Annotated in this window: 1 pseudogene; it reads right to left on the bottom strand. The window is 72.6% G+C overall.

Going from position 1 to position 201, the window contains the following annotated elements:
* Nucleotides 1-201, bottom strand: a pseudogene (locus PUR56_RS08835) (hypothetical protein); the annotation flags it as partial.

The raw sequence follows: 201 nt of genomic DNA, 5'->3' as shown, positions 1-201 counted from the left end.
GGGAATCCGCGAGACCGCAGCGACACCGGTGTGGGTGGAGGCGCTACCGGCGGGAGCCAGCTCGAACCCCTGCCACGTGCCGCCCTCGTACCAGAACCGGTCCTGCACCGAACCGTTCCCGCCGACGAAGAAGACCTCCATGCTCCCGGGGATGCGCGAGACGGCCGCGATGCCGCCGTTGGCGGAGGCGCTGCCGGGCGG

The organism is Streptomyces sp. BE303, from assembly GCF_036290945.1.
GTDB lineage: Bacteria > Actinomycetota > Actinomycetes > Streptomycetales > Streptomycetaceae > Kitasatospora.
The sequence above is the reverse complement of the archived record's forward strand: the minus strand, read 5'-3'. Positions and strand labels throughout refer to the sequence as shown.